General features: G+C 59.0%; 30 protein-coding genes. 13 read left to right on the forward strand and 17 right to left on the reverse strand.

Annotated features, from left to right (window positions below):
- Positions 1 to 9: 9 nt before the first annotated feature.
- Positions 10 to 1,926 carry a BglG family transcription antiterminator gene (locus ACMGF7_RS10535; protein WP_015379179.1) on the forward strand — a complete coding sequence of 639 codons (1,917 nt, stop codon included), beginning with the start codon at positions 10 to 12 and terminating at the stop codon, positions 1,924 to 1,926.
- Positions 1,927 to 1,929: 3 nt separating this feature from the next.
- Here ACMGF7_RS10535 and ACMGF7_RS10540 read toward each other — a convergent pair whose 3' ends face one another.
- The 13 genes from ACMGF7_RS10540 to ACMGF7_RS10600 all read right to left on the reverse strand — a co-directional run bounded on the left by ACMGF7_RS10540 (position 1,930) and on the right by ACMGF7_RS10600 (position 10,986).
- Positions 1,930 to 2,352: a helix-turn-helix domain-containing protein gene (locus ACMGF7_RS10540; protein WP_015379178.1), complete on the reverse strand. Its 423-nt coding sequence runs from the start codon at positions 2,350 to 2,352 to the stop codon at positions 1,930 to 1,932.
- On the reverse strand, positions 2,349 to 2,660 hold the full coding sequence (locus ACMGF7_RS10545; protein WP_004937033.1) for a type II toxin-antitoxin system HigB family toxin: 312 nt from the start codon (positions 2,658 to 2,660) through the stop codon (positions 2,349 to 2,351). Before ACMGF7_RS10545 ends, ACMGF7_RS10540 begins: the two co-directional genes overlap by 4 nt.
- 293 nt (positions 2,661 to 2,953) lie before the next feature.
- Complete coding sequence (gene npr, locus ACMGF7_RS10550) at positions 2,954 to 3,226, reverse strand: PTS phosphocarrier protein NPr (RefSeq protein ID WP_004937034.1); 273 nt, start codon at positions 3,224 to 3,226, stop codon at positions 2,954 to 2,956.
- On the reverse strand, positions 3,223 to 4,077 hold the full coding sequence (gene rapZ / locus ACMGF7_RS10555; RefSeq protein ID WP_015379177.1) for an RNase adapter RapZ: 855 nt from the start codon (positions 4,075 to 4,077) through the stop codon (positions 3,223 to 3,225). Before rapZ ends, npr begins: the two co-directional genes overlap by 4 nt.
- Before the next feature lie 127 nt (positions 4,078 to 4,204).
- Complete coding sequence (gene ptsN, locus ACMGF7_RS10560; RefSeq protein ID WP_016930212.1) at positions 4,205 to 4,666, reverse strand: PTS IIA-like nitrogen regulatory protein PtsN; 462 nt, start codon at positions 4,664 to 4,666, stop codon at positions 4,205 to 4,207.
- 155 nt (positions 4,667 to 4,821) lie between these two features.
- Positions 4,822 to 5,109 (reverse strand): ribosome hibernation promoting factor, encoded by a 288-nt coding sequence (hpf, locus tag ACMGF7_RS10565; RefSeq protein ID WP_004937038.1) that lies wholly within the window; start codon positions 5,107 to 5,109, stop codon positions 4,822 to 4,824.
- Between the two features lie 23 nt (positions 5,110 to 5,132).
- Positions 5,133 to 6,566 (reverse strand): RNA polymerase factor sigma-54, encoded by a 1,434-nt coding sequence (rpoN, locus tag ACMGF7_RS10570; RefSeq protein ID WP_021505109.1) that lies wholly within the window; start codon positions 6,564 to 6,566, stop codon positions 5,133 to 5,135.
- A gap of 52 nt (positions 6,567 to 6,618) precedes the next feature.
- Positions 6,619 to 7,344 carry an LPS export ABC transporter ATP-binding protein gene (lptB, locus tag ACMGF7_RS10575; protein ID WP_004937040.1) on the reverse strand — a complete coding sequence of 242 codons (726 nt, stop codon included), beginning with the start codon at positions 7,342 to 7,344 and terminating at the stop codon, positions 6,619 to 6,621.
- Positions 7,345 to 7,350: 6 nt separating this feature from the next.
- A complete protein-coding gene (gene lptA, locus ACMGF7_RS10580; RefSeq protein ID WP_004937045.1) occupies positions 7,351 to 7,890 on the reverse strand; it encodes a lipopolysaccharide ABC transporter substrate-binding protein LptA in 540 nt (179 codons plus the stop codon).
- Positions 7,859 to 8,437, reverse strand: a complete 579-nt coding sequence (gene lptC / locus ACMGF7_RS10585; protein WP_004937047.1) for an LPS export ABC transporter periplasmic protein LptC — start codon at positions 8,435 to 8,437, stop codon at positions 7,859 to 7,861. Before lptC ends, lptA begins: the two co-directional genes overlap by 32 nt.
- The gene (kdsC, locus tag ACMGF7_RS10590) at positions 8,434 to 8,988 is read right to left on the reverse strand and encodes a 3-deoxy-manno-octulosonate-8-phosphatase KdsC (RefSeq protein WP_004937049.1); all 555 of its coding nucleotides are present in this window, start codon (positions 8,986 to 8,988) and stop codon (positions 8,434 to 8,436) included. Before kdsC ends, lptC begins: the two co-directional genes overlap by 4 nt.
- Before the next feature lie 17 nt (positions 8,989 to 9,005).
- The gene (gene kdsD / locus ACMGF7_RS10595; protein ID WP_004937051.1) at positions 9,006 to 9,992 is read right to left on the reverse strand and encodes an arabinose-5-phosphate isomerase KdsD; all 987 of its coding nucleotides are present in this window, start codon (positions 9,990 to 9,992) and stop codon (positions 9,006 to 9,008) included.
- Between the two features lie 16 nt (positions 9,993 to 10,008).
- Positions 10,009 to 10,986, reverse strand: coding sequence for a calcium/sodium antiporter (locus ACMGF7_RS10600; protein WP_015379175.1), 978 nt, complete (start codon positions 10,984 to 10,986; stop codon positions 10,009 to 10,011).
- Between the two features lie 303 nt (positions 10,987 to 11,289).
- Between ACMGF7_RS10600 and mlaF the strand changes: the two genes are divergently transcribed.
- The 7 genes from mlaF (at position 11,290) to murA (ending at position 16,101) form a co-directional block, all read left to right on the forward strand.
- The gene (mlaF, locus tag ACMGF7_RS10605) at positions 11,290 to 12,105 is read left to right on the forward strand and encodes a phospholipid ABC transporter ATP-binding protein MlaF (protein WP_004937055.1); all 816 of its coding nucleotides are present in this window, start codon (positions 11,290 to 11,292) and stop codon (positions 12,103 to 12,105) included.
- Between the two features lie 4 nt (positions 12,106 to 12,109).
- Complete coding sequence (gene mlaE, locus ACMGF7_RS10610) at positions 12,110 to 12,892, forward strand: lipid asymmetry maintenance ABC transporter permease subunit MlaE (RefSeq protein ID WP_004937059.1); 783 nt, start codon at positions 12,110 to 12,112, stop codon at positions 12,890 to 12,892.
- A gap of 4 nt (positions 12,893 to 12,896) precedes the next feature.
- Positions 12,897 to 13,445 (forward strand): outer membrane lipid asymmetry maintenance protein MlaD, encoded by a 549-nt coding sequence (gene mlaD / locus ACMGF7_RS10615; protein ID WP_420286431.1) that lies wholly within the window; start codon positions 12,897 to 12,899, stop codon positions 13,443 to 13,445.
- Positions 13,446 to 13,459: 14 nt separating this feature from the next.
- The gene (gene mlaC, locus ACMGF7_RS10620) at positions 13,460 to 14,089 is read left to right on the forward strand and encodes a phospholipid-binding protein MlaC (RefSeq protein ID WP_420286432.1); all 630 of its coding nucleotides are present in this window, start codon (positions 13,460 to 13,462) and stop codon (positions 14,087 to 14,089) included.
- Positions 14,089 to 14,391, forward strand: a complete 303-nt coding sequence (gene mlaB, locus ACMGF7_RS10625; RefSeq protein ID WP_004937064.1) for a lipid asymmetry maintenance protein MlaB — start codon at positions 14,089 to 14,091, stop codon at positions 14,389 to 14,391. Before mlaC ends, mlaB begins: the two co-directional genes overlap by 1 nt.
- Before the next feature lie 140 nt (positions 14,392 to 14,531).
- Positions 14,532 to 14,786, forward strand: coding sequence for a BolA family iron metabolism protein IbaG (ibaG, locus tag ACMGF7_RS10630; RefSeq protein ID WP_004937066.1), 255 nt, complete (start codon positions 14,532 to 14,534; stop codon positions 14,784 to 14,786).
- Between the two features lie 55 nt (positions 14,787 to 14,841).
- On the forward strand, positions 14,842 to 16,101 hold the full coding sequence (gene murA, locus ACMGF7_RS10635; protein ID WP_004937068.1) for a UDP-N-acetylglucosamine 1-carboxyvinyltransferase: 1,260 nt from the start codon (positions 14,842 to 14,844) through the stop codon (positions 16,099 to 16,101).
- Between the two features lie 71 nt (positions 16,102 to 16,172).
- On the opposite strand, the gene degS is transcribed toward murA, so the two are convergent.
- From degS to zapG, 3 genes are all read right to left on the reverse strand, one after another.
- Positions 16,173 to 17,231 (reverse strand): outer membrane-stress sensor serine endopeptidase DegS, encoded by a 1,059-nt coding sequence (degS, locus tag ACMGF7_RS10640; protein WP_004937070.1) that lies wholly within the window; start codon positions 17,229 to 17,231, stop codon positions 16,173 to 16,175.
- 88 nt (positions 17,232 to 17,319) lie between these two features.
- Entirely contained in the window at positions 17,320 to 18,690 is a 1,371-nt protein-coding gene (gene degQ, locus ACMGF7_RS10645) for a serine endoprotease DegQ (RefSeq protein WP_004937072.1), read from the reverse strand.
- A gap of 180 nt (positions 18,691 to 18,870) precedes the next feature.
- Positions 18,871 to 19,272 carry a Z-ring associated protein ZapG gene (zapG, locus tag ACMGF7_RS10650; protein WP_004937074.1) on the reverse strand — a complete coding sequence of 134 codons (402 nt, stop codon included), beginning with the start codon at positions 19,270 to 19,272 and terminating at the stop codon, positions 18,871 to 18,873.
- Between the two features lie 231 nt (positions 19,273 to 19,503).
- On the opposite strand from zapG, the gene zapE reads away from it, so the two are divergent.
- The 5 genes from zapE (at position 19,504) to sspB (ending at position 23,205) form a co-directional block, all read left to right on the forward strand.
- Positions 19,504 to 20,631, forward strand: a complete 1,128-nt coding sequence (gene zapE / locus ACMGF7_RS10655) for a cell division protein ZapE (protein ID WP_197842968.1) — start codon at positions 19,504 to 19,506, stop codon at positions 20,629 to 20,631.
- Between the two features lie 264 nt (positions 20,632 to 20,895).
- On the forward strand, positions 20,896 to 21,324 hold the full coding sequence (gene rplM, locus ACMGF7_RS10660; protein ID WP_004937079.1) for a 50S ribosomal protein L13: 429 nt from the start codon (positions 20,896 to 20,898) through the stop codon (positions 21,322 to 21,324).
- Positions 21,325 to 21,339: 15 nt separating this feature from the next.
- A complete protein-coding gene (gene rpsI, locus ACMGF7_RS10665; protein ID WP_004937080.1) occupies positions 21,340 to 21,732 on the forward strand; it encodes a 30S ribosomal protein S9 in 393 nt (130 codons plus the stop codon).
- Between the two features lie 325 nt (positions 21,733 to 22,057).
- Complete coding sequence (gene sspA / locus ACMGF7_RS10670; RefSeq protein WP_004937082.1) at positions 22,058 to 22,699, forward strand: stringent starvation protein SspA; 642 nt, start codon at positions 22,058 to 22,060, stop codon at positions 22,697 to 22,699.
- A gap of 5 nt (positions 22,700 to 22,704) precedes the next feature.
- The gene (gene sspB, locus ACMGF7_RS10675; RefSeq protein WP_004937084.1) at positions 22,705 to 23,205 is read left to right on the forward strand and encodes a ClpXP protease specificity-enhancing factor; all 501 of its coding nucleotides are present in this window, start codon (positions 22,705 to 22,707) and stop codon (positions 23,203 to 23,205) included.
- 63 nt (positions 23,206 to 23,268) lie between these two features.
- Here sspB and ACMGF7_RS10680 read toward each other — a convergent pair whose 3' ends face one another.
- Positions 23,269 to 23,748: a hypothetical protein gene (locus tag ACMGF7_RS10680; protein ID WP_156866266.1), complete on the reverse strand. Its 480-nt coding sequence runs from the start codon at positions 23,746 to 23,748 to the stop codon at positions 23,269 to 23,271.
- Positions 23,749 to 23,857: the final 109 nt, after the last annotated feature.

The raw sequence follows: 23,857 nt of genomic DNA on the forward strand, positions 1-23,857 counted from the left end.
GGACACAGAATGGTGCGATTTCCTTACCCGCGTTTGGCTTACTTGTTCGATGCTTTGCAAACCGAGACTTTGCCGCAGGATGAGCTGGCGAAGCGTTTCGCCGTGTCCACCCGCACGGTGCGGGCGGATATCACCGCGCTGAACGAGATCCTGGACAAATACGGTGCGCGCTTCGTGCATAGCCGCGGGGCCGGCTATCGTTTGCAGGTCGATAACGCCGCGCTATTCAGCGCCCTGCAGCATCAGGAGCGCCGCAAACAGGCCACCCCGCGCAGCGCGCAGGAGCGGGTGCATTATCTGCTGGTGCGTTTTTTGACCTCAGCCTTCTCCCTCAAACTGGAAGATCTGGCCGACGAGTGGTTCGTCAGCCGCGGCACGCTGCAAAACGACATGGCTGAGGTGAGAGAGCGTCTGGCGCACTATCAATTGACGATCGAAACCAAGCCGCGCTACGGCATGAAGCTGTTCGGCGCGGAGATGGCGATCCGCGCCTGCCTGACCGATCTGCTGTTCCAGCTGCAGTTGGCCGACGCCGAGAACCCGTTGCTCAACAACGAGATCCTGTTGCAGCCTCAGGTGGCGGCGTTCGCCGGATTGTTGCACCCGCTGTTGTCGCAATACGCCATTCGCCTGACCGACGAGGGCGAGCAGTACCTGATCTTCTACTGTGCGGTGGCGCTGCGGCGCATCAACGACGGTTATCCGCTGCCGGACTTCGAGGTGGAGGACGGCGACGAGGCGGTGCGTCAGGTGTCGACCCGTCTGGCGGCGGAGCTGCGCGCGGCCTCCGGCAAAGAGATCTCGATGGCCGAAGAGGCCTATCTGCGGGTCAACATCGCCGCACGGCGCGTGCAGGACGTGCAGCCGACCGAGATCAACGCCGACGATGAAGAGGCGCTGGTGGACTACATCCTGTCCTACATCAACGCACACTATAACTACAACCTGCAGGGCGACGAGCAGCTGCGGGCCGATCTGCTCACCCATATCAAGACCATGATTACGCGGGTGAAATACCAGATCAACATCCCCAATCCGCTGCTGGCCAACATCAAGCAGCACTATCCGATGGCTTACGACGTGACGCTGGCGGCGGTCTCCAGCTGGGGCAAGTACACGCCTTATACGCTGAGCGAGAACGAAATCGGCTATCTGGTGTTGCACATCGGCGTGGGGCTGGAGCGGCATTACAACATCGGTTATGAACGCCACCCGCAGGTGATGCTGGTGTGCGACACCGGCAACTCGACGGTGCGCATGATCCAGGCGCAGATTGCGCGCAAGTATCCGCAGCTGGTGATGACGCGCATCGTTTCGCTGCGCGATTACGAGATGCTCGCGCACATCGACGAAGACTTCGTGATTTCCAACGCCCGCATCGGCGAGAAGAACAAGCCGGTGGTGGTGATGTCGCCGTTTCCGACCGATTATCAGCTGGAGCAACTGGGCAAGCTGGTGCTGGTGGATCGCACCCGGCCGTACATGCTGGAGAAGTTCTTCGACGCCGAACATTTTATGGTGCTCAACGAGCCGCTGACGCAGGCGGAGCTGTTCAGCCGGGTGTGCGGCCAGCTGGAGCGAGAAGGGTACGTCGGCGCGGACTTTTATCCGTCGGTGGTCGAACGCGAGGCGATCGTTTCCACGCTGCTGGGCGAGGGCATCGCGCTGCCGCATTCGCTGGGGCTGCTGGCGAAGAAGACCGTGGTGGTGACGCTGCTGGCGCCGCAGGGCGTCGCCTGGGGGGAAGGTGAGGTTGCGCACGTGATTTTCCTGCTGGCGATCAGCAAGAGCGATTATGAAGAGGCGATGGCGATCTACGAGCTGTTCGTCACCTTCGTGCGTGAACGTTCAATGAGCCGCCTGCTGGGCAGCGACAGCTTCGACAGCTTCAAAGCGGTGGCGCTGGACTGCCTGAGCCGGAGTTGAGGGCTAATCCGCTTCCGGCAGGAACAGGGCCGGGGGCAGATTGAAACGCTTGGCCAGCGCCATAATGTGCGGAATGGTCAGCGATCTTTTACCGTTCAGAATTTGGTTAACCAACGACTTTTTACCGATCTCATGTTCAAAATCACTTTGGCTGAGTTGGTGCTGTTCCATAAGGACGCGAAGCGCGGCTACCCCCTGTGGTAACTGGGCGATACGCTGGTTGAATGCGGTAAATTCGGCGCTGTTGTCTTCATATTCGGCGATCTTTTTTGCCAGCATGTCAATCAGCGGATGGTGTTCGTCGTTTTCCAGCAGGTATTCCACCAATTCAAGCGCTTCCCGGTAGTCTTGCTGAGCGCGGCTGCCCTGCAACAAGGGCACGGCGCGCAGTAGCGCATCGGCCGCCTTAATGGCATCTGTAATCATGATGAACTCCTTCGATAGTGCTGCATCAGCTTGTCGTATTCGGCGTGGCTAACGATATGCTTTATGAAGACTTTCTGTGTCTCGAAGCTGGCAAAGAACAAGATCCGCAGGTGGTTGCCGCCGACGTCAATGACCCACCATTTCTCTTTGTATTTCATACGATCGAGCGAAGGAAAAAGCGCTTTTAACTCGTCCGGCGTGCGGAACTCGCCCCGTCGCAATGCTTTATAAATGGCCTCGAGAGCAGTGGCTTCATTGGGATATTGCTTCGTTGCGTTATTGAACGGTTCCCTGGAAATGATATGCATCGTTCCTTCGATTCCTACCCGGTGAACATTATAGCGACTGCCGGTGAAGTTCACAAATTGTAAACTTTTCGTTGTCCCGTAAGCAAAGCGTGGGGAAACACCCGCCTGTTGTCTGTTTTTGCGTTACACACTATTGCGATTATCGTGGTGGGGGTAAATCCATGACGTGAATTTACAGGCGGTTACGGCTGATTCTGGAAGCGGATTCGCAAAGTGAGAAACGGGAGGGCTACGTTATGGGAGGGGGGAGGCAACACATGCGCCGAGGCGACGCATGGGGAGAGTCTCAGCGACTAATCTTCATCAAACCCGGAGTTGAACAGCTCGACCACCGCCGCCAGCGCGTTGACTTCGTCGGGGCCGGTCGCTTCGACTTCGATATGCCGGCCCTGGGCGGAGTCCAGCATCAGCAGCGCGATGACGCTGCTGGCTTCGGCTTCGGTGCCGCTTTCGTTGCGCAGCATCACTTCGGCGTCGAAGCTTTGCACCAGTTCGAACAGTTTCATCGCCGGGCGCGCGTGCATGCCCAGCTTGTTTTTGATTTCAACCGTCTGTTTGACCGTCATTGTTTGCGCTTTTCCAGCGTGCGGTGGCGCGACTGCACGTTCTTGCCGCGCGAGCGGAAGTAATCGGCCAGCTGTTCCGCCACGTACACCGAACGGTGCTTGCCGCCGGTACAGCCGATGGCGACCGTCAGGTAGCTGCGGTTGTTGGTTTCCAGCATCGGCAGCCACTGTTCCAGATAGCTGCGGGTCTGGTAGATGAAGTTGTGCACTTCGGTATGGCGATCGAGGAACGACGCCACCGGTTTGTCCAGGCCGGTCATCGGCCGCAGCTTCGGATCCCAGTGCGGGTTCGGCAGGAAGCGCACGTCGAACACGTAGTCGGCGTCGATCGGGATGCCGTGTTTGAAGCCGAAGGATTCGAACACCATGGTCAGTTCGCGCTCGCGCTTGCCCAGCAGGCGGGTGCGCAGCATTTCGGCCAGCTCATGTACCGACATTTCCGAGGTGTCGATAATCAGGTCCGCCCGCGAGCGCAGCGGTTCGAGCAGATCGCTCTCTTCGTCGATGGCGCTTTCCAGCGACAGGTTTTTGCTGGAGAGCGGGTGCAGGCGGCGGGTGTCGCTGTAGCGGCGGATCAGCGTGTTGCGATCGGCGTCGAGGAACAGCAACTGCGGCGAGAAGCTGTCCGGCAGCTGAGTCATCGCGTATTCGAACACTTCCGGTGATTCAGGCATGTTGCGCACGTCGATGCTGACCGCTGCGGAGATATTGCGTTCCGCCAGCGTATTGGCGAGCTGCGGCAGCAGCACCACCGGCAGGTTGTCAACGCAGTAAAAACCCATGTCTTCCAGCGCCCGCAAGGCGACGGATTTTCCGGAACCGGAACGGCCGCTGACAATCATCAGCACCATGTGGCAACTCCCCTGGCATCGCGGCGGCGTTCATCGCCACCGTTAAACTTTGTTATTCCGGCCGCAGCCGGATCCATCATCGTAAAACAGTATCGTTATCCGGGCTGGAAGTCACGCCGGCCGGGCATCACTCGGTGATGATTTGGTAAAGTTCTTCGTCGCTCTGCGCGGCGCGCAGGCGGCGGCATACGGTTTTGTCGGCCAGGCGTTTGGCGACCAGCGACAGCGTATGCAAATGGGTTTTGCACTGATCGGCAGGCACCAGCAGCGCGAACAGCAGGTCGACCGGCTGGTTGTCGATAGCGTCGAAAGCGATGGGTTGGTCGAGACGGATAAACACGCCAACGGCCCGCAGTGTGTCCTCTTCCAGTTTGCCGTGGGGAATGGCGATACCGTTGCCGATACCGGTGCTGCCCATGCGCTCCCGGGTGAGAACCGCGTCAAACACCACCTGCGAAGGCAGATTGAGCTGTTTGGCGGCCAGTTCGCTGATAATTTCCAAAGCCCGCTTCTTGCTGGTGCAGTGTACCGAGCTTTTGGTGCACTCGATGTTTAACACCGAGCTTAATTGCATATATTCGTTGTTCATCTCATCTTCACTTAAAACCGCGCCGCCGGGCGAACCCGGCAAGGCGGTTTTTCGTCGGTTTTAACCCTGATTACCGTTCGGCGCGTCACCCATGCGGGTCACGCGCCGAAGGGTGAGGCGGCGACGGATGCCGCCTCATGGAATGGGTTAGGGTGTCAGTGTTGCTTCAATTTGTCTTTATGTTTGTTCAATTGACGTGCCAATTTGTCGATCAGCGTATCAATTGCGGCATACATATTCTCGTCTTCCGAGGTGGCGTGCAACTCGCCTCCATTCACGTGCACCGTTGCTTCCGCAATTTGCTGCACTTTTTCCACACTTAATACAACATACACCTGATTGATGCGATCAAAATACTGTTCGAGTTTGGCGAACTTGTTGTTCACGAACTCGCGCAACGGATCGGTGATTTCGATGTGGTGTCCGGTAATGTTGAGCTGCATAGTGTCTTCCTTCTCAATAGAGGTCAAACCAACTGTTTACGCTGGTTCGACGGCGGGATGGACAAAGACTCTCGGTACTTGGCGACGGTGCGCCGCGCCACGATGATCCCCTGATCGGCGAGCAGGGTGGCCAGCTTGCTGTCGCTGAGTGGTTTGGCGGGGTTTTCCGCCGCAATCAATTTCTTCACCAACGCGCGGATCGCCGTCGAGGAGGCTTCGCCGCCGCTGTCGGTATTCACGTGGCTGGAGAAGAAATATTTCAATTCGAAAATGCCGCGCGGGCTGTGCAGAAACTTCTGCGTGGTGACGCGCGAGATCGTCGATTCATGCATCTCCACGGCCTGGGCGATATCCGCCAGCACCATGGGTTTCATAAACTCTTCGCCTTGCTCGAAGAACGCCTGCTGTTGATCGACGATGCAGCGGGTGACTTTCAGCAGCGTCTCATTGCGGCTCTCCAGGCTTTTAATCAGCCACTTGGCTTCCTGCAGGTTGCTGCGGATGAACTGGCCGTCGGCTTCGCTGCGGGCGCTGTTGCCCAGCGCGGCGTATTGCTGATTGATCTTCAAACGCGGCACGCTGTCGCCGTTGAGCTCGACCGTCCATTTGTTCTGCGTCTTGCGCACCAGCACGTCCGGAATCACGTATTCCGATTCGCCGGTATTGATCGACTGCCCCGGGCGCGGATCGAGCGACTGAATCAGCAGCATCGCTTCTTTCAGTGTATCTTCTTTTAGCCGGGTTGATCGCATCAGGCTGCGAAAGTCATGGTTGGCCAGCAGATCCAGATGGTCGCTGATGATCAGCCGCGCTTCGGCCAGGTAAGGGGTGTCTTTGGCGTATTGGGAGAGCTGCACCAGCAGGCAATCGCGCAGATCGCGCGCGGCGACGCCGATCGGATCGAAACGCTGCACGCGCTTCAACACCGCCTCGACTTCCTCGAGGGTCACGTTTTCGTCACCCAGGCTTTCCAGAATGTCTTCCAGCGGCACGGTGAGATAGCCGGTGTCGTCCACCGCGTCGACGATGGAGGTGGCGATGGCGGCGTCGGTATCGGAAAACGGCGTCAGATCCACCTGCCACATCAGGTAATCCTGCAGCGTTTGGGTGGTCTCGCCCTGATAGACCGGCAGCTCGTCGTCGCTGTAGTCGGTGCCGGTGCCGGACGGCGTGCCGGCGGTGTAGATCTCATCCCAGGTGGCGTCCAGCGGCAGCTCTTCCGGCATGTCTTTCTGTTCCAGCGCCTCGCGGGTATCGAGCCCCTCGGTCTCCTGGGTTTCTTTGGCGTCGATTTCGTCGTGCAGATCGGTCTGTTCAAGCAGCGGATTGCTCTCCAGCGCCAGCTGGATCTCTTGCTGAAGCTCAAGCGTGGACAACTGCAGCAGGCGGATCGCCTGCTGGAGCTGAGGAGTCATGGCCAGCTGTTGACTGAGCCTGAGTTGCAAACCTTGCTTCATAGTTTTCTGTCTACTTCCGTTAACGGTGTCGCCCCGCAGGGCGCGCCGGCGCTTAGAGGCGGAACTCTTCGCCCAGATAAACGCGTTTAACCTGCTCGTCGGCCAGAATAGCATCCGGCGTGCCGTGGGCAATCAGTTTGCCCTGGCTGACGATGTAGGCGCGTTCACATACGTCCAGCGTCTCGCGCACGTTGTGGTCGGTGATCAGCACGCCCAGGCCGCTGTCACGCAGGTGCTCGATGATTTTTTTGATGTCGATAACGGAAATCGGATCCACCCCGGCGAAGGGTTCGTCCAGCAGAATGAATTTCGGGTTGGCCGCCAGCGCGCGGGCGATTTCGACGCGGCGGCGTTCACCGCCGGACAACGCCTGGCCAAGGCTGTCGCGCAGATGGGAGATATGGAACTCTTCCATCAGCTCCTTGGCGCGGTCTTCGCGCTGTTCGCTGGTGAGGTCGGGGCGAATCTCCAGCACCGCCATCAGGTTGTCGTACACGCTCAGGCGGCGGAAGATCGAGGCTTCCTGCGGCAGATAGCCAATACCGCGGCGCGCGCGGGCGTGCAGCGGCAGCAGGCTGATGTCTTCTTCGTCGATCACGATGCGCCCGGCGTCGCGCGGCACGATGCCGACCACCATGTAGAAGGTGGTGGTTTTACCTGCACCGTTCGGGCCGAGCAGGCCGACGATCTCGCCGGATTTCACTTTCAGGCTGACGTCTTCGACAACTTTACGGCCCTTGTAGGCTTTCGCCAGGTTTTCTGCGATGAGTGTTGCCATAAGTGATTAGTTACTCTTTTTTTGCTCGTTTTTGTCTTGCAACTGCGACGGTACCAGAACCGTTGTCACGCGTTTGCCTTTATCGCTAAACGCCTGCATTTGCTGCTGTTGCACCAGATAGGTGATGCGATCGCCTTTCACGTTGCTGTCGAGCTGCTCCAGATAGGCGTTGCCCGTCAGGGTCACCAACTGGGTCGCCACGTCGTAACGCACTTTCTGCGCGTGGCCTTTGACCGGCTTGCCGCTGTCCTGCATCTGGTAGAAGGTTACCGGGTTGCCGAACGCTTCAATATAGGTCTTATTCTGATCTCCGCCCGGGCGGGTGACCACCACCTTGTCGGCGCGAATATCGATGGTGCCCTGTTTGATCACCACGTTGTCGGTGAAGGTGCTGACGTTGCTTTGCATGTCCAACGACTGCTTGAGCGAGTCGATGCTGACCGGCTGGCTGGAGTCGGATTTCAGCGCCAGAGCGGGGGCGCTGGCGGCCAAAACTAAGCTGCCGAGCAACAGGTTACGGAGTTGGTTTTTGGTTCTGAATTTCATAGTTGGTCTTAACCTTATCAATCAGCTCAGCGGTTTTGGTCCGCAGGTTCCCACGCATTTTCATGCCGTTAGAGGTAAAATTGGTCCCGTAAAGCGTGACTTCGTCATCGGAGGTGACGTCCTGGGTGACCAGGTTTACCTGAGCGTTGTCCGTCTTAATTTTTTCCAGCTGCGAGGTGGTGGTCAGGCTGTTCACCTCGACGTGACCATACAGATACAGCATTCGGTCTTTAGTCAGTTTGGCGCGATCGGCGCGAACTGACCAGGTGGCCACCGCATTCTCATCGAACAGCGTCATCACCGGCTGGGTGAACCAGCTCAGCTCGCCGGCGGTGTAATACTTCGCGTCTTCCGCCACCAGTTTGTAATTCAGCTTGCCGGCCGGGTTGTACACCACGGTGACCGTGTGCTGGCTCTGGTAGGTCGGATCCTGATCGTTGACCGGGCCAGGGGCCGTGTCGTCGCTGAAGTCCGTCATGTTCCAGCCGATCAGCGCCAGAACGATCACCGTCAACAGGATGGTGATCCACAGTTTGGTTTTACTCATATCGACAGCCCTTTGGCGTCCTCCAGCTTATTTTGAGCCAAAAGAATGATGTCGCACAGTTCGCGCACCGCGCCGCGGCCGCCGGCAATGCGGGTGACGTAGTGGGCGCGCGGCGTCAGCAGCGGATGGGCATCCGCCACCGCGACCGCCAGGCCGACCTGCGCCATCACCGGCCAGTCGATCAGGTCATCGCCGATATAGGCGACCTGATCCGCCGTTAACGACAGTTTATCCAACAGTTCGCGGAAGGCCAAAAGCTTATCGGACTGCCCCTGATACAGATGGGTGATGCCGAGCGTCTGCGCGCGGTCCTCCAGCAGCCTGGCGGAGCGCCCGGTGATGATCGCCACCTCGATGTCTGAGGTTTTCAAGCAGCGGATGCCGTAGCCGTCGCGCACGTTGAACGCCTTCAGTTCTTCACCGTTGTTGCCCATGAAGATCAGGCCGTCCGACAGCACGCCGTCAACGTCGCAAATCAACAGGCGGATGTTCCCGGCACGCGCCATAACCTCTTGTTCTACCGGCCCGTAGCAGGTTTCTACCATACCCATTCCGTTCTATTCCTTAATTAAACGACGCCGGCGCGCAGCATGTCATGCATATGTACCACACCCAGCAACTGGTCGCCATCGGCAACCAGCAGCGCGGTGATGTGGCGTTGTTGCATCAGGTTCAATGCATCGACCGCCAGGATGTTGGGGCGCACCCGCACGCCGCCCGGCGTCATGACATCGGCAATCTTCGCCTCGTGCAGGTTGATGCCCATGTCGAACACCCGGCGCAGGTCGCCATCGGTAAAGATGCCGGCGATTTTCATCAGATCGTCGCAGATCACCGTCAGGCCCAGATTTTTGCGGGTGATTTCCAGCAACGCGTCGCGCAACGAGGCGTCGGCGCTGACGTGGGGAATTTCATCGCCGCTGTGCATGATATCGCTAACCCGCAGCAGCAGTTTGCGGCCGAGTGCGCCGCCCGGATGCGACAGCGCGAAATCTTCCGGCGTGAAACCGCGCGCTTTCAGCAGCGCGACGGCCAGCGCATCGCCCATCACCAGCGTGGCGGTGGTGCTGGTGGTCGGCGCCAGCCCCAGCGGGCAGGCTTCCTGCGGCACCTTGATGCACAGGTGGATATCCGCCGCTTTACCCATCGAGCTTTCCGGATTGTTAGTCATACAGATGAGGGTGATCTGTTGGCGTTTCAACACCGGGATCAGCGCCAGGATCTCGCTGGACTCGCCGGAGTTGGAGATGGCGAGCACGATGTCCTGCGGGGTGACCATGCCTAAATCGCCATGGCTGGCCTCCGCCGGATGAACGAAGAATGAGGGCGTGCCGGTGCTGGCGAAGGTCGCGGCGATCTTGCAGCCGATGTGGCCGGATTTGCCCATGCCCATCACCACCACTTTGCCGCCGCAGGCGGCGATGGTTTCGCAGGCGCGGGTGAAGTCTGCGTTGATGTAGCTGTCGAGCTGAGCCAGCCCTTCACGCTCTATCTGAAGCACTTCTTTGCCGGCCTGTTGAAAATCGAAGCCCGGTTGCAACTCAATGTTCGACATACTCATTCCCGTCGGTTTAGCCGAAAGTACTGAAAGGGTTAAAGAACAGCACCGCAAGATACGCAATAAAGCCGCATAATAACAGCGCGCCCGCCAGGTGGCCGATGCGATGTTTGCGGCCGATGCACAGCACGCTCAGCAGCACGCTGGCCGCCAGCATCACCCAGTAATCGCGATGGAAGGCGGCGGTGTCAACGCTGCCCGGCGACAGCAGGGCGGGTACGCCCAGCACGATCACCGTGTTGAAAATATTGGAGCCGATGATATTGCCAATCGCCATATCATCCTCGCCCTTGAGCGCCCCGGCGATGGAGGTGGCCAGTTCGGGCAGGCTGGTGCCGATGGCGATAATGGTCAAACCGACCACCAGTTCGCTCAGACCGAAATAGTGTGCGATCACCGTCGCGTTATCGACCACCATTCTGGAAGAGAGCGGCAGAATGATAAACGCCAGCACCAGCCACAGCACCGCCACGGTATTGCTGCTGTCCTGCGGCAGCTCGGCGATCTGCTCCATGGTCAGGCTGTCGCTGCCCTCGCGCTGCGCCAGCCGGGCGATTTTCAGCATCAGCAGGATGAAGCCGGCGGCGGCGGCCAGCAGCAGCACGCCGTCCAGCCTGCTCAGGGTGCCGTCCATCAACACGAAACCGCATAATACTGTGACCGCTAACATCAGCGGCAGTTCGCGCCGCAGTATCTCAGAGCGCGCGGCCAGCGGGTGAATCAGCGCCGCCACGCCCAGAATCAATAAAATGTTGGTGATGTTGGAACCTAATACGTTGCCAACGGCCATATCTATCTGCCCGTTCAGCGCGGCGGTGGTAGACACGATCAGCTCCGGCAGCGAGGTGCCGATGCCGACGATGGTCATGCCGATGATCAGCGGCGGTACGCCGAGCGAGCGGGAAATCACGGCAGCACCATAAACTAAGCGGTCTGCACCGTACACCAGTAGAAATAAACCAACGATTAATAATGCTATCGCGAGAAACATGCAGGGTCCTTTGTCGGGTATTATCCCGGTTCGTTGGTTAAAGCCGTCAATGCGGCGGTATTGCTTGCCCTCCGTTGCGCGCGTTTGAGCCGCAGCAACGGTTTTCCCCGGCTAATAGTTGAACAGTTTCGTTTTTTTTCGTTATGGCGCCAATTTTGACCGGGTGGCGCGGAAAAGTAAAACCAATGGCACCATTGGTTGCGAAATGGCAGTAAGTTTTTGTAAAGATGAGACGGATTGCGCCCATTGCTTTAACATCACGGGTAGATTCAGCAAAAGATGAGTCGTAAAGGGTCCATTAACATGCTCCAAAAGGCAGATAATTTGGTCGAAGTGCGCGACATGAGCTTCTCGCGCGGCGACCGACGGATATTTGAAGACATCAACCTGACGGTGCCCCGCGGTAAGGTCACGGCGATCATGGGGCCATCAGGCATCGGCAAAACCACGCTGCTGCGCCTGATCGGCGGCCAGCTGGCGCCGGACAGCGGGGAGATTTGGTTCGACGGCGACAACATTCCCGCGTTGTCCCGCCGTCAGTTATACGACGCGCGCAAAAAGATGAGCATGCTGTTCCAGTCGGGCGCGCTGTTTACCGATTTGACCGTATTCGAAAACGTGGCCTACCCGCTGCGCGAGCACAGCAACCTGCCGGAGCCTTTGTTGCGCAGCACGGTGCTGATGAAGCTGGAAGCGGTGGGGCTGCGCGGCGCGGCCCAGCTGATGCCCAATGAGCTTTCCGGCGGCATGGCGCGCCGGGCGGCGTTGGCGCGCGCGATCGCGCTGGACCCTGAGATGATCATGTTCGACGAACCCTTCGTTGGCCAGGATCCGATCACCATGGGGGTGCTGGTCAAGCTGATCGATGAGCTGAACCATGCGCTGGGCATTACCTGCATCGTGGTGTCGCACGACGTGCCGGAGGTGCTGAGCATCGCCGACTACGCCTACATCGTGGCCGACAACCGGGTGATCGCCGAAGGCACCACGCAGCAATTGCAGAACAATCCTGATGCGCGCGTGCGCCAGTTCCTGGATGGTATAGCGGATGGGCCGGTGCCGTTCCGCTATCCGGCCGGGGATTATCAGACCGAACTGCTAGGCTTAGGGAGTAAATAAGCTCATGTTATTAAGAGCGTTAGCGTCGTTGGGGCGCAGTGGCATCAACACCAGCGCCAGCTTCGGCCGCGCCGGGTTGATGCTGTTCAACGCGTTGATTGGCCGGCCGGAACCCGGCAAGCAGTGGCCGCTATTGTTGAAACAGCTTTACAGCGTCGGCGTGCAGTCGCTGCTGATCATCATGGTCTCCGGGCTGTTTATCGGCATGGTGCTGGGCCTGCAGGGCTATATCGTGCTCACCACCTACAGCGCCGAGGCCAGCCTTGGCATGATGGTGGCGCTGTCGCTGCTGCGCGAGCTGGGGCCGGTGGTCACGGCGCTGCTGTTTGCCGGCCGCGCCGGTTCCGCGCTCACGGCGGAAATCGGCCTGATGAAGGCGACGGAGCAGATCTCCAGCCTGGAAATGATGGCGGTCGATCCGCTGCGGCGCATCGTGGCACCGCGCTTCTGGGCCGGACTTATCAGCATGCCGCTGCTGACCATCATCTTCGTGGCGATCGGCATTTGGGGCGGTTCGGTGGTCGGCGTGGATTGGAAGGGCATCGACAGCGGCTTCTTCTGGTCGGCGATGCAGGGCGCCGTGGAGTGGAAAAAAGATCTGCTCAACTGCCTGATCAAAAGCGTGGTATTCGCCATTACCGTAACCTGGATTGCCATTTTCAATGGGTACGACGCCGTGCCTACCTCTGAAGGGATTAGCCGGGCGACGACGCGTACCGTGGTGCATTCGTCACTGGCGGTGTTGGGATTGGATTTCGTGCTGACCGCACTGATGTTTGGGAATTGATTCGATGCAAACGAAGAAGAGTGAAATCTGGGTTGGGGCATTTATGCTGATCGCGCTGTGCGCCATCGTGTTTATCTGCCTGCAGGTGGCGAACCTTAAATCGATCGGCAGCGAGCCGACCTACCGCATTTACGCGACGTTCGACAACATCGGCGGCCTGAAACCGCGTTCGCCGGTGAAAATTGGCGGCGTGGTGATCGGCCGCGTGGCGGACATCGAACTCGATTCGAAAACCTACACGCCGCGCGTGGCGCTGGATATCCAGAAAAAGTACGACCAAATCCCGGATACCAGCTCGCTGGCGATCCGCACCTCCGGCCTGCTGGGCGAGCAATATCTGGCGCTTAACGTGGGCTTTGAAGATCCTGATATGGGCACCACCATCCTGAAAGATGGCGGCACCATTCAGGACACCAAATCAGCCATGGTTCTGGAAGACCTGATCGGCCAGTTCCTGTATAAAAGCGGCGCTCAGGACAGCGCCAAATCGGGAGACGCGGCCGCTGAGCCGGCTGCCGGCGCCGCACCGCAACCCGCTGTTCCAAATCATTAAGAGAGGATACCTGCATGTTTAAACGTTTACTGATGGTGGCTCTGCTGGTGGTTGTACCGCTGGCGAGCGCAGCCGACCAAACCAATCCCTACAGCATGATGCAAGAAGCGGCGCAGAAGACTTTCAGCCGTTTGAAGAACGAACAGCCGAAGATCAAGCAGGACCCGAACTACCTGCGTGCCATCGTGCATCAGGAACTGATGCCGTTCGTGCAGGTGAAATACGCCGGCGCGCTGGTGCTGGGGCGTTACTACAAAGAGGCAACGCCTGCGCAGCGCGAAGCTTACTTCACCGCCTTCCAGGCTTACCTGGAGCAGGCTTACGGCCAGGCGCTGGCGATGTATCACGGCCAGACTTACCAGATCGCGCCTGAACAGCCGCTGGGCAATGCCGACATCGTGGCTATTCGCGTCACCATCATCGACAACGGCGGCCGCCCGCCGGTGCGTCTGGATTTCCAATGGCGCAAGAACAGCAAAACCGGCTACTGGCAGGCGTATGACATGATCGCCGAAGGCGTCAGCATGATCACCACCAAGCAAAATGAGTGGGCGTCTACGCTGCGTACTCAGGGCATCGACGGCCTGACCAAGCAGCTGCAGGCCGCCGCCGCGCAGCCTATCACGCTGGACAAGAAAAACTGATGTCGGCAGCGCTCAGCTTCGAATCAGAGCGGCAGACGCTGATCCTGCGCGGTGAACTGGACCGGGAAACGCTGCAGCCGCTGTGGCGGCAGCGCGCCGCGCTGATGGCGGATAAAACCGCGATCGACGTGGCGCAACTGCAGCGCGTGGACTCCGCCGGGCTGGCGCTGTTGCTGCATCTGCAGGAAGAGCAGCGCCAACGCGGCGTAGCGCTGAAAATTTTCGGCGCTACCGAGCGCCTGAAAACGCTGATCGCGCTCTACAACCTGCAGGCGATAATGCCTGTCGATACCGCCGGTTAGCGGCGTTTTAGGCCGCTCTTGCGTGGTAAAACGATACAAAGCCCCTGTTATGCAGGGGCTTTTTCTTTAGTTTAAGAAAACATCGTATTCCACTAAGATACTAGGCTGTTTATGATCCTTTAGCGGCAGAACTGGATACTATGGAAACCAACGAGATTAAAGACGTGCTGATGCAGGCATTGGCACTGGATGAAGTACATGTGACGGGCGACGGTAGCCATTTTCAGGCGATCGTGGTCGGTGAACTGTTCGCCGGCATGAGCCGCGTCAAAAAACAGCAGACGGTTTACGCACCGCTGATGGAATACATTGCGGACAACCGCATTCATGCCTTGTCTATTAAGGCGTACACCCCTGAAGAGTGGCAGCGAGACCGCAAACTCAACGGATTTTAAGGCTGTTTGCCCTGCCGGGCGGGCAGCTTCAGATTAGATAACAGAGAGTAGTCAGATGGATAAATTTCGTGTGCAGGGTCGGACCCGCCTGAGCGGTGAAGTGTCTATTTCCGGGGCCAAAAACGCCGCCCTGCCGATCCTGTTCGCCGCCCTGTTGGCGGAAGAGCCGGTCGAGCTGCAGAATGTCCCTAAGCTGAAGGACATCGACACCACCATTAAACTACTCAACCAGTTGGGTACCAAGATTGAGCGCAACGGTTCGGTCTTCGTGGACGCCAGCGGCGTGAACGAGTTTTGCGCCCCTTACGATCTGGTGAAAACCATGCGCGCTTCCATTTGGGCGCTGGGGCCGCTGGTGGCGCGTTTCGGCCGCGGTCAGGTTTCCCTGCCGGGCGGCTGCGCGATTGGCGCGCGTCCGGTCGATCTGCACATCACCGGCCTGGAGCAGTTGGGTGCCGAGATCAAGCTGGAAGAAGGCTACGTCAAGGCGTCCGTCGAGGGCCGCCTGAAGGGCGCGCACATCGTCATGGACAAGGTGAGCGTGGGCGCGACCGTGACCATCATGAGCGCCGCGACCCTGGCGACCGGCACCACCGTTATCGAAAACGCCGCGCGTGAGCCGGAAATTGTCGATACCGCCAACTTCCTCAACACGCTGGGCGCGAAGATCAGCGGCGCAGGCAGCGACAAGATCACCATCGAGGGCGTCGAGCGTCTGGGCGGCGGCGTGTACCGCGTGCTGCCTGACCGCATCGAGACCGGCACCTTCCTGATCGCCGCCGCGGTTTCCGGCGGCAAAGTGATGTGCCGCAACACCCGTCCGGACACGCTGGATGCGGTGCTGGCCAAGCTGCGCGAAGCCGGTGCCGATATCGAAGTGGGCGAAGACTGGATCAGCCTGGACATGCACGGCAAGCGCCCGAAAGCGGTCACCGTGCGCACCGCGCCGCACCCGGGCTTCCCGACCGACATGCAGGCTCAGTTCAGCCTGCTGAACCTGGTGGCGGAAGGCACTGGCGTCATCACCGAGACCATCTTCGAAAACCGCTTCATGCACGTGCCGGAACTGATCCGCATGGGCGCACACGCGGAGATCGAGAGCAACACCGTGATCTGCCATGGCGTTGAACAGCTGTCCGGCGCTCAGGTGATGGCGACCGATCTGCGCGCTTCCGCCAGCCTGGTGATCGCCGGCTGCATCGCCGACGGTGTGACCGTTGTCGATCGCATCTATCACATCGATCGCGGCTATGAGCGTATTGAAGACAAGCTGCGCGCGCTGGGTGCGAACATCGAGCGCGTGAAAGGCGAGTAAGTCATTAGCGCCGGCGCGGCTGCGTCGGTAGGATGAATAGCAAAGGGCCGGCTATCAATGCCGGCCCTTTTTTAATTGCTGTCTTCCGGGAATTCACCCACCGTCATTTTCAACGTAATGCGTTTGCCGTCGCGCAGCACGATAACCGGTATCTCGGTGCCCGGTCTGATCTCCGCCACCTGATCCATGGTTTCCAGCACGGATACCGCCGGTTTGTTATCCACGTTGATGATGATGTCGTTGATCTGGAAGCCGGCGTTGCTCGCCGGGCCGTTCGGCGTAATTTCGGTCACTATGATGCCCTGCAGGCGATCGATGCCGGAATTGGAGGGGCGCAGCGGAATGATCTCCTTGCCCTGAATGCCGAAATAGCCGCGGATAACGCGGCCGTCGCGGATCAGCTTGTCCATGATCTTGGTAGCCAGTTCGATCGGGATCGCAAAGCCCAGTCCTTCCGGCGTTTCGCCGTCGGTGATTTTATCATAGGTCAGGGTGTTGATACCGATCAGCTCACCCAGCGAGTTGACCAGCGCGCCGCCGGAGTTGCCGCGGTTGATTGAGGCGTCGGTCTGCAGAAACGTCTGCCGGCCGGTGGTGCTCATACTGATGCGCCCGGTAGCGCTGAGGATGCCCTGAGTCACGGTTTGCCCCAGGTTATAGGGGTTGCCGATCGCCAGCACCACGTCGCCGACGTGGGCAACGCGATTTTTATTGGTCGGGATCACCGGCAGGTTGCCGGGATCGATCTTCAGCACCGCCAGGTCGGTCAGGCCGTCGGAGCCGACCAGCAGCGCTTCATAGCGGCGGCCATCCTGCAACACCACGGTGATCTGCTGAGCGTCTTTGATCACGTGGCGGTTGGTGATGATATAGCCGCGTTCGTTCATGATCACGCCGGAACCGAGCGACAGCACGTTGGCGGCGCCGTTCAGGTTACGGTTGTAGATGTTCACCACGGCAGGGGCGGCGCGGCGCACCGCCTTGTTGTAGCTCACCGGCGTTTCGTCGCTGGTATTCTCGGTTTTCTCTGCAAACAGGCCGTTGGAAGAGCGCAGCATGGGCAGGGCGGCCAACAGCAGGCCGGCAACGATGAGACCGATAACGACAGAACGCAAGAGCTTAGCAAACATGGAGTTTTCGTGGTGTGGTGAACGATGTTCGGAGGATAGCATGAGTTAACCGGGCGCAGTATGTCACCGAGCCCGGTTTTTGCACAAATTAACGCAGCAGCAGATAAATGGTTTCGTTACCGCGCACGATATTGAGTGCCATCACCGGCGGCTTGGCTTCCAGCACCTTGCGCAGCGCGGTGATACTGTCCACGCGCTGGCGGTTGACGCCGATGATCACGTCGCCTTTTTGCAGGCCGATTTGCGCCGCCGTCGAGCCTTTATCCACGTTCTCCACCTTCACGCCCTTGTCGCCGCTCGGCAGCGCACCGTTGCTGAGGGATACCCCCTGCAGCGCCGGCGACAGCGTTTCGGCATTGGTCGAGGCGCTCTCGCTGTTGTCCAGCGTGACCGAGACTTCCTGCGGTTTACCGTCGCGCAGCAGGCCTACCTTGAGCGTTTTGCCCGGTGCGGTGGTGCCGACCTTGGCGCGCAGTTCGGCAAAGCTGTTCACCGGTTTGCCGTCGACGGAAACCAGAATATCCCCGGCTTTGATGCCGGCCTTGGCGGCGGCGGATTTCGGCAACACTTCGCTGACGAAGGCGCCGCGCTGCGCGTCGGTGTTGAAGGCTTTGGCCATGTCCGGGGTCATTTCACTGCCCTTGATGCCAAGCAGGCCGCGTTTCACTTCACCGAATTCGATCAGCTGCTGGCTCAGGTTCTGCGCCATATTGCTCGGAATGGCGAAGCCGATGCCGACGTTGCCGCCGCTCGGCGCCAGAATGGCGGTATTGATGCCGATCAGTTCGCCGTTCAGGTTAACCAGCGCACCCCCGGAGTTGCCGCGGTTGATGGAGGCGTCGGTCTGAATGAAGTTTTCCAGCCCTTCCAGATTCAGGCCGGTGCGGCCCAGCGCTGAGATGATGCCGGAGGTGGCGGTTTGGCCCAGGCCGAACGGGTTGCCGACCGCCACGGCGAAGTCGCCGACGCGCAGCTGGTCGGAATCGGCCATCTTGATGGCGGTCAGGTTTTTGGTATCGCTGAGCTGCAGCAGGGCGATGTCGGACTGTTCATCGCGCCCGACCAGCTTGGCGTCCAGCTCGCGACCGTCGTTCAACTGCACGCGGATTTTATCGGCGTTGTTGATGACGTGGTTGTTGGTCAGCACGTAACCCTTGGCGGCGTCGATGATCACGCCGGAACCCAGCCCTTCAAACGGGCGGGAGCTCTGCTGTTGGCCGGGGAAGTTGGGGCCGAAGAAGCGTCTGAACTCTTCCGGCAACTGTTGACGCTGCACCTGGGTGCCGGCGACATGCACGCTCACGACGGCGGGCAAGACTTTTTCCAGCATCGGCGCCAGGCTCGGCAGCGGCTGCCCCTGCACGGCGACGGGCAGGGCCGCGTTGGCCGCCGGTGCGGCGCTGAGCGCCAGACCGAGGCTCATTGCCAATGCACTAAGAATTAACGACTTTTTCTTCATTGATGATAACTCTCTCAATACCTGCCGATGAAAATTTGATGATAAGGCAATCGCCTTGTCATAGTGAAGGGTAAGACCGTGAATTTGCGTGCAAAGTTCAGTAAAGGTAATGCGAGGGAAGGTCAATATGGCACAAACGGGATTAAACCCGCGGGAGGCCCCGCGGGCGAAGAAGGAATATCAGTCGCGGCGTGCGCTTTGACCGCGCAGCAGGCCGGAGGCCCCTTCCGAATAGTCGCGCGGCATTTCCACCGGCGCCTGATCGTTGTCCGCTTCCGCTTCGGTCAGGCGATAGCGGAACGGGTTCTCCTGCATCGGCAGATCCGGCAGCAGGTTGTTGGAGCTTTTCGCCATGTGCTGATACAGCTGGCGATAATCGCGCGCCATGTTATCCAGCAGCTCGGCGCTGCGGGCGAAGTGGCCGACCAGCTCCTGACGGTACTCTTCCAGCTCGGTTTTGCTCTTGTCCAGCTCATTCTGCAAGACTTGTTGTTGACGCAATTTACGGTTGCCAAAACGCATCGCCACCGCACCAATCACGATACCGACGACCAAACCAATCAGCGCATACTCCCAGGTCATGATGACTCCTATTTTGACTTCGTTGTTCCGCAGGGATTTTTCACTTAATAATATCCACTATAACCGTTAACCTTGTCCGAGTGGAATCCTGATGCGCTTCCACCTAATTTTTACAGGGTTTTCAGCGGCGCCCGCAGCGGGCATTTGTGGCGATAACGGTGCGAATCGGCATCAACTTGCCGCCAACGTTGGCTAAATAATTTCTAAGCGTTCTTAGGGAACATCGAACAGATGCAGGCACTATCACCGTTATCTCGCTACCAGCAGGCGCTGGATGCGGGGGAATATCAGGCCGATGAGGTTCAACGCCGGGCCGTCACTCAACTGGATCGCATTTATCAGGCTCTGCGGCAAAAGCCGGCGGCGAGTGCGCCGGCCGGCGGGCTGCGCGGCAAGCTCAGCCGCTTGCTGGGCAAGGGCGGCGACACGGCGCCGCAGCGCCCGGTGCAGGGGCTGTACATGTGGGGCGGCGTCGGGCGCGGCAAAACCTGGTTGATGGATATGTTCTTCCACAGCCTGCCGGGCGATCGCAAAATGCGCCTGCACTTCCACCGCTTCATGCTGCGGGTGCATGAAGAGCTGACCGAGTTGCAGGGGCGGGAAAACCCGCTGGAAATCGTCGCCGACGGCTTTAAGGCCGAGACCGACGTATTGTGCTTCGACGAATTCTTCGTCTCCGACATCACCGACGCCATGCTGCTGGCCACGCTGCTGCAGGCGTTGTTCGCGCGCGGCATCACGCTGGTGGCCACCTCGAACATCCCGCCGGACGATCTGTACCGCAACGGTCTGCAGCGGGCGCGTTTCCTGCCGGCCATCGATCTGATCAACGAGTACTGCGACGTAATGAACGTCGACGCCGGCATCGACTATCGTCTGCGCACCCTGACCCAGGCGCACCTCTACCTGACACCGCTAAACGACCAGACGCGTGAGGCGCTGGATCGGATGTTCGTCAAGCTGGCGGGCAAGGCGGGGGAGGACGCGCCGGTGCTGCAGATCAACCATCGGCCGCTGCAGGCGATCCGTTCGGTGGACGGCGTGCTGGCGGTGGATTTCCACACGCTGTGCGAAGAGGCGCGCAGCCAGCTGGACTACATCGCGCTGTCGCGGCTGTATCACAGCGTGATCCTGTATAATGTGCAGGTGATGGGGCCGCTGAAAGAGAATACCGCGCGCCGTTTCCTGGCGCTGGTGGATGAATTTTACGAGCGTCACATCAAGCTGGTGATCGGCGCCGAAGCGTCGATGTTCGAGATCTATCAGGGGGTGCAGCTGAAATTTGAATTCCAGCGCTGCCTGTCGCGCCTGCAGGAAATGCAGAGCGAAGAGTACCTCAAGCTGCCGCATCTGCCCTGAGCCCGCCGGGCCTATCGCCGGTTGTCCGCCGCCGGCGATAAATTTATTTTCCATTCAAAAACCGTTCGATCTTTGTGAGCGACTTCTCTATAATCTTGCGACCCCACGTTACAACAAAGTTTTTTTTCCCAAAAACTTTATAGTGCCGGCAATGGCTATTCGAAGGGGTAGGTTTGCTGGACTTGTATGGTCGTGTGAGCCTCAACTGTTTTCGAGCGTTTGGGTGTTCACCAACGTGTAACTAATTATTGGGTAAGCTTTCTAATGAAAACTTTTACAGCTAAACCAGAAACCGTAAAACGCGACTGGTACGTTGTTGATGCAGATGGTAAAACTTTAGGCCGTCTCGCTACTGAACTGGCTCGTCGCCTGCGCGGCAAGCATAAAGCGGAATACACCCCGCACGTGGATACCGGTGATTACATCATCGTTCTGAACGCTGACAAAGTTGCTGTAACCGGCAACAAGCGTACAGACAAAGTGTACTACCACCACACCGGCCACATCGGTGGTATCAAGCAAGCGACCTTTGAAGAGATGATTGCCCGCCGTCCTGAGCGCGTGATTGAAATCGCGGTTAAAGGCATGCTGCCAAAGGGCCCGCTGGGTCGTGCTATGTTCCGTAAACTGAAAGTTTACGCGGGCACCGAGCACAATCACGCGGCACAGCAACCGCAAGTTCTGGACATTTAATCGGGATTAATGGCAATGGCTGAAAATCAATACTACGGCACTGGTCGCCGCAAAAGCTCCGCCGCTCGCGTCTTCATCAAGCCGGGCAACGGTAACATCGTTATCAACCAGCGCAGCCTGGAACAGTACTTCGGTCGCGAAACTGCCCGCATGGTAGTTCGTCAGCCGCTGGAACTGGTCGACATGGTTGGCAAACTGGACCTGTACATCACCGTTAAAGGTGGTGGTATCTCCGGTCAAGCTGGCGCTATCCGTCACGGTATCACCCGTGCACTGATGGAATACGATGAGACTCTGCGTTCTGAACTGCGTAAAGCTGGCTTCGTCACCCGTGACGCTCGTCAGGTTGAACGTAAGAAAGTCGGTCTGCGTAAAGCACGTCGTCGTCCGCAGTTCTCCAAGCGTTAATTTTCGCTGCTTCGGCAGTGCGATTTACGCAAAAAACCCGGTGCTTCACCGGGTTTTTTTACGCCTGAAATCCGCCGTCCCCGACTAAAATCTGTGGCATATCAGACAATTCAACATGAATTCGCCGCACCGCCCCCACAAAACAAGCAGAATCTGGTAAACTATCATCCACTTTTGCGCCTGTTCGCCGTGCAGTTGACCTCCTGGGCCGGTTTTTTATGGGCTCGGGTCGCGCTGCGTGCTGCCGGCCTGCGGCAAGATTATTCAGGATAGCAGCCTGTCAGTTGGCTATTCGCAGTATTTTCTAGATAACTTGGAGGTTTTCATGGCTGTCGCTGCCAACAAACGTTCGGTAATGACGCTGTTCTCTGGCCCGACCGACATTTTTAGCCATCAAGTACGTATCGTACTGGCGGAGAAAGGTGTCAGCGTCGAGATCGAGCAGGTCGAAATGGATAACCTGCCGCAAGATCTGATTGACCTCAACCCTTACCAGACGGTGCCTACGCTGGTCGATCGCGAACTGACCCTGTATGAATCCCGCATCATCATGGAATATCTGGATGAGCGTTTCCCGCACCCGCCGCTGATGCCGGTTTACCCGGTTGCCCGTGGTGAGAGCCGTCTGATGATGCTGCGCATCGAGAAGAACTGGTACTCGCTGATGGACAAGATCGAGAAGAGCAGCGGCCAGGAAGCGGAATCCGCCCGTCGCCAACTGCGCGAAGAGTTGCTGGCGATCGCGCCTATCTTCGGTCAGGCGCCGTATTTCATGAGCGAAGAGTTCAGCCTGGTGGATTGCTACCTGGCGCCGTTGTTGTGGCGTCTGCCGCAGCTGGGCATCGAATTGAGCGGTGCCGGTTCCAAAGAGCTGAAAGGCTACATGACCCGCGTCTTCGAACGCGACGCCTTCCTGGCTTCCCTGACCGAAGCCGAGCGTGAAATGCGCCTGCAGACCCGGGGCTAAGCGCGATGGACATGTCTCAGATGACGCCGCGTCGCCCGTATCTGCTGCGGGCGTTCTACGACTGGCTGTTGGATAACCAACTGACGCCGCACCTGGTGGTCGACGTGACTCGCCCGGACGTGCAGGTGCCGATGGAGTTCGCGCGTGACGGCCAGATCGTGCTGAATATCGCGCCGCGCGCGGTAGGCAACCTGGCGTTGGGTAACGAAGACGTGCAGTTCAACGCGCGCTTCGGCGGCGTGCCGCGTCAGGTTTCGGTGCCGATGGCCGCCGTGCTGGCGATCTATGCGCGTGAAAACGGCGCCGGCACGATGTTCGAACCGGAAGCCGCCTACGACGAGAGCGAAGGCGTGTTCGAAGGTCTGGACAATGAGACGATCCCTTCGGAAACCCTGATGTCGGTCATCGACGGCGATCGCCCGGATACCGCGGAAGACAACGGCCCGGATGACGAACCGCCGCAGCCGCCGCGCGGTGGCCGCCCGGCGCTGCGCGTGGTGAAATAACCCCGTGAGAACAAACGAAAAAGCACCCCATGGGGGTGCTTTTTTTTGCCCGGCAGACGCGGGTCAGCCTTTCAACGCGGCAATGCAGGCGTCGCGCGGCGCGCTGAGATCGCCTACGCGCACGGTAGATAGGGCGTGGGTTGCGCGCTCACGGAAACTGCTGATGGCGGTGTCGCCTTGCACTTCCGGCGGTGCGGTGCAAATGTCATTGAGCGGCAGATCGTTGCCTTTGTTGAGCGCCTGCAACACCGCCGCCGGATTGTAGATCAGGGCTGCGGAGAGGGCCGATTTGATGCCGGCGGTAAAGCCGGCATTGCCGCCGCCGGCCAACTTGGGCGCCAGGGCAATCCAGCTGTCGTCCCCCAGCCGGATGCTGTTTTCCACGGCGCCGAACTGCCCGGCCTTGCCCAACTGCGCCACGACCGGCCGTGCGCCGCGCGCTTCGATATTGTAACCAACCTCCTGCGAATCCAGCGCCATGGCTGAAGCGCTGAAACTGACGGCCAGCAGCGCGCCGGCCAACAGGGAAATGGAGCATTTCATGTTCGCTATCCTTATCTCGGTGTCAGGCGCAGCCGCGCCCCGCAATGGTGCTAACTCAATACTATAGCGCGTTGAGGCGGTGAGGAGCGGGGAGGTTGTTACAAAGCGT

It is taken from the genome of Serratia sp. BNK-17 (genome assembly GCF_048684935.1).
Taxonomy (GTDB): Bacteria; Pseudomonadota; Gammaproteobacteria; order Enterobacterales; family Enterobacteriaceae; genus Serratia; species Serratia nematodiphila.